This window comes from Aquidulcibacter sp. (assembly GCF_049239865.1).
GTDB lineage: Bacteria > Pseudomonadota > Alphaproteobacteria > Caulobacterales > Aquidulcibacteraceae > Aquidulcibacter.
Window position 1 is genome coordinate 1 of record NZ_JBMLTR010000057.1, and the last position, 6,005, is coordinate 6,005.

Here is a 6,005-nt window from a genome sequence, read left to right on the forward strand (position 1 = left end):
AAGCTGAAACTTTAGGAGACCACCATGACAGACGTCTCAGCCCCTATCCAAGCCCAAAGCTCCGCACCTGAAAGGCGCGCCCGCCTCTATCGCATGTTGTGGCGTTGGCACTTTTATGCGGGCCTGTTCTGCATCCCCTTCATCATCCTATTATCGATCACCGGCAGCCTTTATCTGTTCAAACCGCAGATTGAGGCAGCTTTAGACCGGCCTTTTACCCATCTAGCGATAAATGGGCCGAGCGCTCCGGTCAGCCAGCAGGTGCAGATAGCCATTTCAAAGGTTGAAGGATCGACCTTCAAGTCTTACCGCCTGCCGGATGGCCCGACCGATGCCGCCCAAGTGCTCGTCACCATGGGCGGCGAAGACACCATCGTATATGTGCACCCAACCAGCCTTGAAATCCTCAAAGCCATCCCCCGCGAGGAGCGCTTGATGGCGGTGGTCCGAACTATTCACGGCGAATTACTGATGGGGGATAATGGCTCGCTGATTGTTGAACTGGCAGCCTCTTGGGCCATCGTGATGGTGGTGACAGGGCTTTATCTGTGGTGGCCCCGCACCGCCCAAGGCTTGCACGGGGTCTTGATTCCACGCCTCCATGCTGGGTCCAAGGTCTTTTGGCGCGATATTCATGCGGTCACCGGCATGTGGGTTTCGTTTTTTGCGCTCTTCTTGTTGCTCACCGGCCTGCCTTGGACCAATGTCTGGGGCAAGGGCTTTGACATGGTGCGCGATCTCACGGGGACGGCGGCTGTCTCCAAGGACTGGACCCAGAGCCGGACGGCGGAACGCGAATCTACCGCGCAAGCCTTCTCGCACCAAGGTCATGACGCGCCTTATTATGTCGCCAATGTCGACGATATTGCTGCCAGTGCGCGGGCGGCCCGTTTGGCCCCACCGGTCACCATCACCCCGCCCAATGGCAAGAACCCCAATTGGATGGCCCGATCGTTGGCCGGAGATCGCATTAGCCGCGTCGAGATCGCCTTTAGCGCGCAAGATGGCAGTGAGGTCCGTCGGGAGGCATTTGGCGACAAGCATGTGATTGATCAGGCTGTAGGCGTCGGCATCGCGGCCCACGAAGGCCAATTGTTTGGCCCACTCAATCAGGCCTTAGGGGTATTAACGGCTCTGGGCTTGATCACCTTGTCGGTCTCGGCCTTCGTGATGTGGCGCAAGCGGGCACCTGAAGGGGTGTTGGGTGCCCCACCGCCTATTCCAGACCAAAAGATTGGCGTTGGCATAGGCCTGTTGATCTTTGTCTTTGCGCTGTTCCTGCCGGTTCTGGGAGCGTGCCTAATCCTTGTCGCGGTGATGGAGCGACTGATTTTAAGCCGCATCCCCAGCACTCGCCACTTTCTGGGCCTCGCCCAACCTGCCACCCATTAGGAGTTTGTCATGACTTTCAGCATTCGAGCTTTACCACTATTTTTCATCGCTTTTACTGGCTTGACGGCGTGCGAGCCTGCCAAGACGCCCCCAGCCCCGATGTTGGCGGTCGCCAAGATTGACGGGGTGGAGATAAGTGAGCCCCGCCTACGCTTGCCGCCCAATGGCCGCGACGTCACCGCTGGCTATCTGACGTTGACCAATAGCAGCGACAAGGCTCAGAAACTGGTGGGGGCGAGCAGCCCGAAGGCTGAACGGGTTGAGCTGCACGCCCACCTCAAAGGGGCAGACGGCATGGCGCAAATGCGCCAAGTCGAGCAGGTTGAGATTCCCGCCAAGGGCACAGCCGTGCTGGCACCAGGCGGTCTTCACCTCATGGTATTTGGCATCAAGGACCCGCTAAAGCCAGGCGACAGCTTCCCGGTCGAATTGACCTTTGAAGGCAATCGCACCGTCGGCTTTGCCCTGCCCGTGGTCGAAAATCCAACCCAGCAGACCGAAGGCGACAAGGGCCATGGCGGCCACCAGCATTAGGGCCGACTGAAGCAGCAGGGTGAAAACTTAAAGCCCTGCTGCTGCCAAGCGGCGTTGTTGCCGTCCCTCGCGCAGGCCATTGGCAATGGTGAAGGCCAGTTCAATGGCTTGGTCGGCATTGAGACGCGGATCGCAATGGGTGCGATAGCGGCTCGATAGCGATTCCTCGGTCACCGGTGTTGCGCCACCGGTACATTCGGTCACATCATCACCTGTCATTTCCAGATGCACGCCGCCGGGATAAGCCCCTTCGGCGCGGACAATATCCATGAAGTCATTGACTTCGCTTGCCACCCGTTCAAACGGCCGCGTCTTATAGCCAGAAGCCGTCTTCAGCGTATTGCCATGCATGGGGTCCGACGACCAAACCACGCTGCGTCCTGCATCGGTGACTTTGCGGACCAATTTCGGCAGGCCTGCGGCAATCTTGTCAGAGCCAAAGCGCGCGATCAGCACAATACGGCCTGCCTCATTCTTGGGGTTCAGCTTGTCGAGCAGCGCCAACAACTCATCCGCGTCCAAGCTCGGTCCGCACTTCACACCAATCGGATTGGCAATGCCACGGCAGAATTCGACATGGGCGTGATCGAGCTGGCGGGTGCGATCGCCGATCCACACCATATGGGCTGAGGTGTCGTAATAAGCACCGGAACCAAACAATTGGTCTTGCCGGGTCATGGCTTCTTCATAGCCCAGCAATAAGGCCTCGTGGCTCGTAAAGAAGTCGACTGTGTCGGTCGCAATGCCAGCTGGTCCGGTAAGACCCAGACCATCCATGAACTCAAGACTTTCCTCGATCCGATGGCACAGTTTCACATATTCGGCCGATGCCTTGCCCTGCTTCTTGGCAAATTTCAGGTTCCAGCGATTGACGTTTTCAAGGTCGGCATAGCCCCCAGTCGCCAGCGCGCGAAGCAGGTTCAAGCTTGCCGTGCTTTGGTTATAGGCTTCGACCAAACGCTCTGGATCAGGGATCCGGCTTTCTGGGGTAAAGGCCGAGCCATTGATATTGTCACCCCGATAGGACGGCAGGCTGACGCCATCAATCACTTCAGTAGGCTCCGAACGGGGCTTGGCAAATTGGCCCGCCACACGGCCAACCTTCACCACATGCTTGCCACCGGCAAAGGTCAAAGCGACCGCCATTTGCAAAAACACACGGAAATAGCGGGTGATGCGGTCGGCCTCAAACTCCGCAAAGCTCTCGGCGCAATCGCCGCCCTGCAGCAAAAAGGCTTCGCCCTTAGAGACGCGCGCCAGTTCTGCTTTCAGCTTCTCAATCTCCGACGCCACAACCAAAGGCGGCTTCTTGGCCAAGCGCTGTTCAACCGCCAGCACGGCGGCTGGATCGGGGTAATCGTTTGGGATGTGGCGGGCGGGCAATGCGCGCCAAGATGAGGGCGTCCAAGTCATGTTTAATTTCCAGTGGAAAGGTTCGTGCCGTCATAGCCTTAGCGAGACCTTTTGTCGAACTTGGGCACCAGTTTGGATGCAGGATTTCAACAAACCCTACCAAGCTTTAACTTGACCGAACAAACCCACGAGTTAGGGGTCGCGGGTTGGATGACGATGAGGGGTTGAATCCACATGACCTTTGAACTCACAAAGCGCGAGCTTTCCTTTGGCCTGGCCGGCCTCATGACGAGCACCATGGCGACAGCCACCCAAGCCCAGAACGCTGCACCGCTTTGGCAAAAGCTGATCACCGAGCCCTATCGCGGCAAGCAGGATGATTTGGTGGTGCTCGCCGATGGACGAACGGCTTGGTATGGCAATGGGGCGGGCAAATTGTACCAAAGCTTTGATGGCGGCGATGTCTGGGCCAAGATTTGGGACCAGCCGGGCACCTTCATTCGCGCGCTGGGTTTTGTCGATACGCAAATTGGCTTTCTAGGCAATGTCGGCACGGACTATTATCCGGGCGTCACCGACCCCCACCCCCTTTATCGCACGACAGATGGCGGCAAGAGCTGGCAGAAGGTGATGGCTGACGGCATTGAGCGGGTGAAGGGCATTTGTGGTATTGATATTCTGCCCACCCGCCGCATCTATCAGGGCGAAGCAAAGGTGAGCCACCTGATCCATGCCGCAGGCCGCGTGGGTGGCCCGGCTTTTATCTTGCGTTCGCAAGACAGTGGCGAAAGCTGGAAAGTCATCGATATGACCGCCCAAGCCGGCATGATTTTAGACATCAAATTCCTAAGCCCAACCACGGGCTTTGTCTGCGCCGCAAGTTCCAGCGATCTGGAGCAAGCCCAAGCCTTGATCTTGCGTACCGAGGATGGCGGCCAGACGTGGCAAGAGGCTTATCGGGGCACGCGCAATTTCGAAAATTGCTGGAAGATGTGCTTTCCAACCAAGGACATTGGCTATGCCACCGTGCAAACCTATGACGATAAAAATGCCAATCAGGTTTTCATCAAGACGACTAATGGTGGCAAAAGCTGGGCCGAAATGCCCTTGACCCAAGATGCCGCTGCCCGCCAATTCGGCATTGGCTTTGTCGATGCCAATCGCGGCTTTATCGGCACCCGCCAACAAGGCTTTGAGACCCAAGATGGTGGCAAGAGTTGGACCCCTGCCCCCAGCATGGGCCCTGCCGTCAATAAGGTTCGCGTGGCCGCTAACGGGAAGACAGCCTTTGCCATTGGGGTGCAGGTCAGCCGTTTAAATCTTTAAGCGCTAAAGGCCCCCGCTTTGGCACAGGTGCACAACGGGGGCCTTTAGAGCGATGGCCAGCTATTTCTTCTAGGCCGCGACAGTCTGGCCATCCCGCAACACGGGTGCCCAGCTTGTAACCATGGCTTGAAGTTTCTGAACTTCCGGCCCGGCAAGATTGACGGTGTTTGCCCGACCAAAATGATAGACCATTGCCGCACGACGTGACGGCGCGACATTGTCGGTCGAGCGGTGGATTAAGTAAGAGTGAAACACGAGGAGATCGCCGGGCTTCATGGTGACGGGAACCGAGCGCTCCTCACTCAGCCCCATGATTTCAAGGTAACCTTGATTGGCACCGGGGCGCAGATCAGGCTCATGGCGTTGCAGGGGCCGCTTATGGGACCCCGGGATCACATGCAGACAACCATTTTCTAAAGTGGCTTCCGTGAGTGCCAACCACAGCCCGACTTGAGGCTGCTGGTCAAAGTTGAAGTAGTGGCTATCTTGATGCCACGGCTGGCCCCAAGCGCCCGGATTCTTCAGAATGAACTGTGTTTGAAACACATCCAAATTAGGCCCCAATATGTCACCGACAAGCTCACCCACGGCAGGTGAATGGGCAAAATCGCGGGTATTTCCGACCAAATGTGCGTTAAAAACCTTGGCTACAAAGTCTTCTGGGTTGACGGCATGGGGCGGGGTTTTTGCTTCTGGCTGCACATATAAAGCCCCATCGATCAAATAACCGGGAACGCCAGCATGTGCACTGGGAGGGTCCGCGCGGATCAGATCAACCAGTTCATCGCACATGGCTTGAACATTTTTCGCGCTGTCAAAACCCCGGCGAATGAAATAGCCATCGGTTTCCCACGCTTCCTGTTCGGCTTTTGTTATAGAGGCCACTTCGAGTTCTCCCGCTTGGTATGTATTCGTCCAAAAATGCTGCGTTTGGCGCAGGGTGTCACGGATCAATTATCAGAGATACAAACAGGATAAGTATCCCATTTCGTAGATTAATTGTTTTGTTACCAAGGGTCAATAATGCTCATGAGGCACGATAAGCGCCCTTGCGTAGCAAGATCGCTCAAAGTCGTTTTTGTCTAAAAAGCGCCAATGTAAGCGTCGGCATCACAAAGCGGATGAAATTGATGAAGCACCCAAAGCCGTTTCTGCGTCGGGATCTGAACAGTGTCACTGGGATGGGTTTACCTGACTGGTCTGCAGGGCCGAAGGGCGATTTTGGTGCTATTATCGAGGCTGCCAAAACGGCAGGCTATGCAGGGGTGCAGCACTATTTTCCAGAGCACGTTTTGGCCGCTGGGCTGAAGGCAACCGGCATGGGGCGGGTTTTGACGCCCGAAAACGCGGCTTCCATCGCCAAACAGCACCATGAATTAGGCCTAGACGCGACCACCTTA

At 56.6% G+C, this 6,005-nt stretch carries 6 protein-coding genes; 4 read left to right on the top strand and 2 right to left on the bottom strand.

The genetic code is table 11. From position 1 onward, the window contains the following. Window positions 1-24 precede the first annotated feature (24 nt). Window positions 25-1,392 (top strand): PepSY-associated TM helix domain-containing protein, encoded by a 1,368-nt coding sequence (locus ACOVRA_RS04055; protein WP_421719178.1) that lies wholly within the window; start codon window positions 25-27, stop codon window positions 1,390-1,392. Window positions 1,393-1,401: 9 nt separating this feature from the next. Beyond that, a complete protein-coding gene (locus ACOVRA_RS04060; protein WP_421719179.1) occupies window positions 1,402-1,926 on the top strand; it encodes a copper chaperone PCu(A)C in 525 nt (174 codons plus the stop codon). A 27-nt stretch (window positions 1,927-1,953) separates the two neighbouring features. On the opposite strand, the gene ACOVRA_RS04065 is transcribed toward ACOVRA_RS04060, so the two are convergent. Next, window positions 1,954-3,339, bottom strand: coding sequence for a class II 3-deoxy-7-phosphoheptulonate synthase (locus ACOVRA_RS04065; protein WP_421719180.1), 1,386 nt, complete (start codon window positions 3,337-3,339; stop codon window positions 1,954-1,956). Window positions 3,340-3,513: 174 nt separating this feature from the next. Between ACOVRA_RS04065 and ACOVRA_RS04070 the strand changes: the two genes are divergently transcribed. Beyond that, window positions 3,514-4,605, top strand: coding sequence for a WD40/YVTN/BNR-like repeat-containing protein (locus ACOVRA_RS04070; protein WP_421719181.1), 1,092 nt, complete (start codon window positions 3,514-3,516; stop codon window positions 4,603-4,605). Between the two features lie 69 nt (window positions 4,606-4,674). Here the strand turns inward: ACOVRA_RS04070 and ACOVRA_RS04075 are convergent, their stop codons facing one another. Then, entirely contained in the window at window positions 4,675-5,490 is an 816-nt protein-coding gene (locus tag ACOVRA_RS04075; RefSeq protein ID WP_421719182.1) for a phytanoyl-CoA dioxygenase family protein, read from the bottom strand. A gap of 245 nt (window positions 5,491-5,735) precedes the next feature. On the opposite strand from ACOVRA_RS04075, the gene ACOVRA_RS04080 reads away from it, so the two are divergent. Then, window positions 5,736-6,005: hypothetical protein (locus ACOVRA_RS04080; RefSeq protein WP_421719183.1), on the top strand; the 270-nt coding region annotated here is incomplete at its 3' end.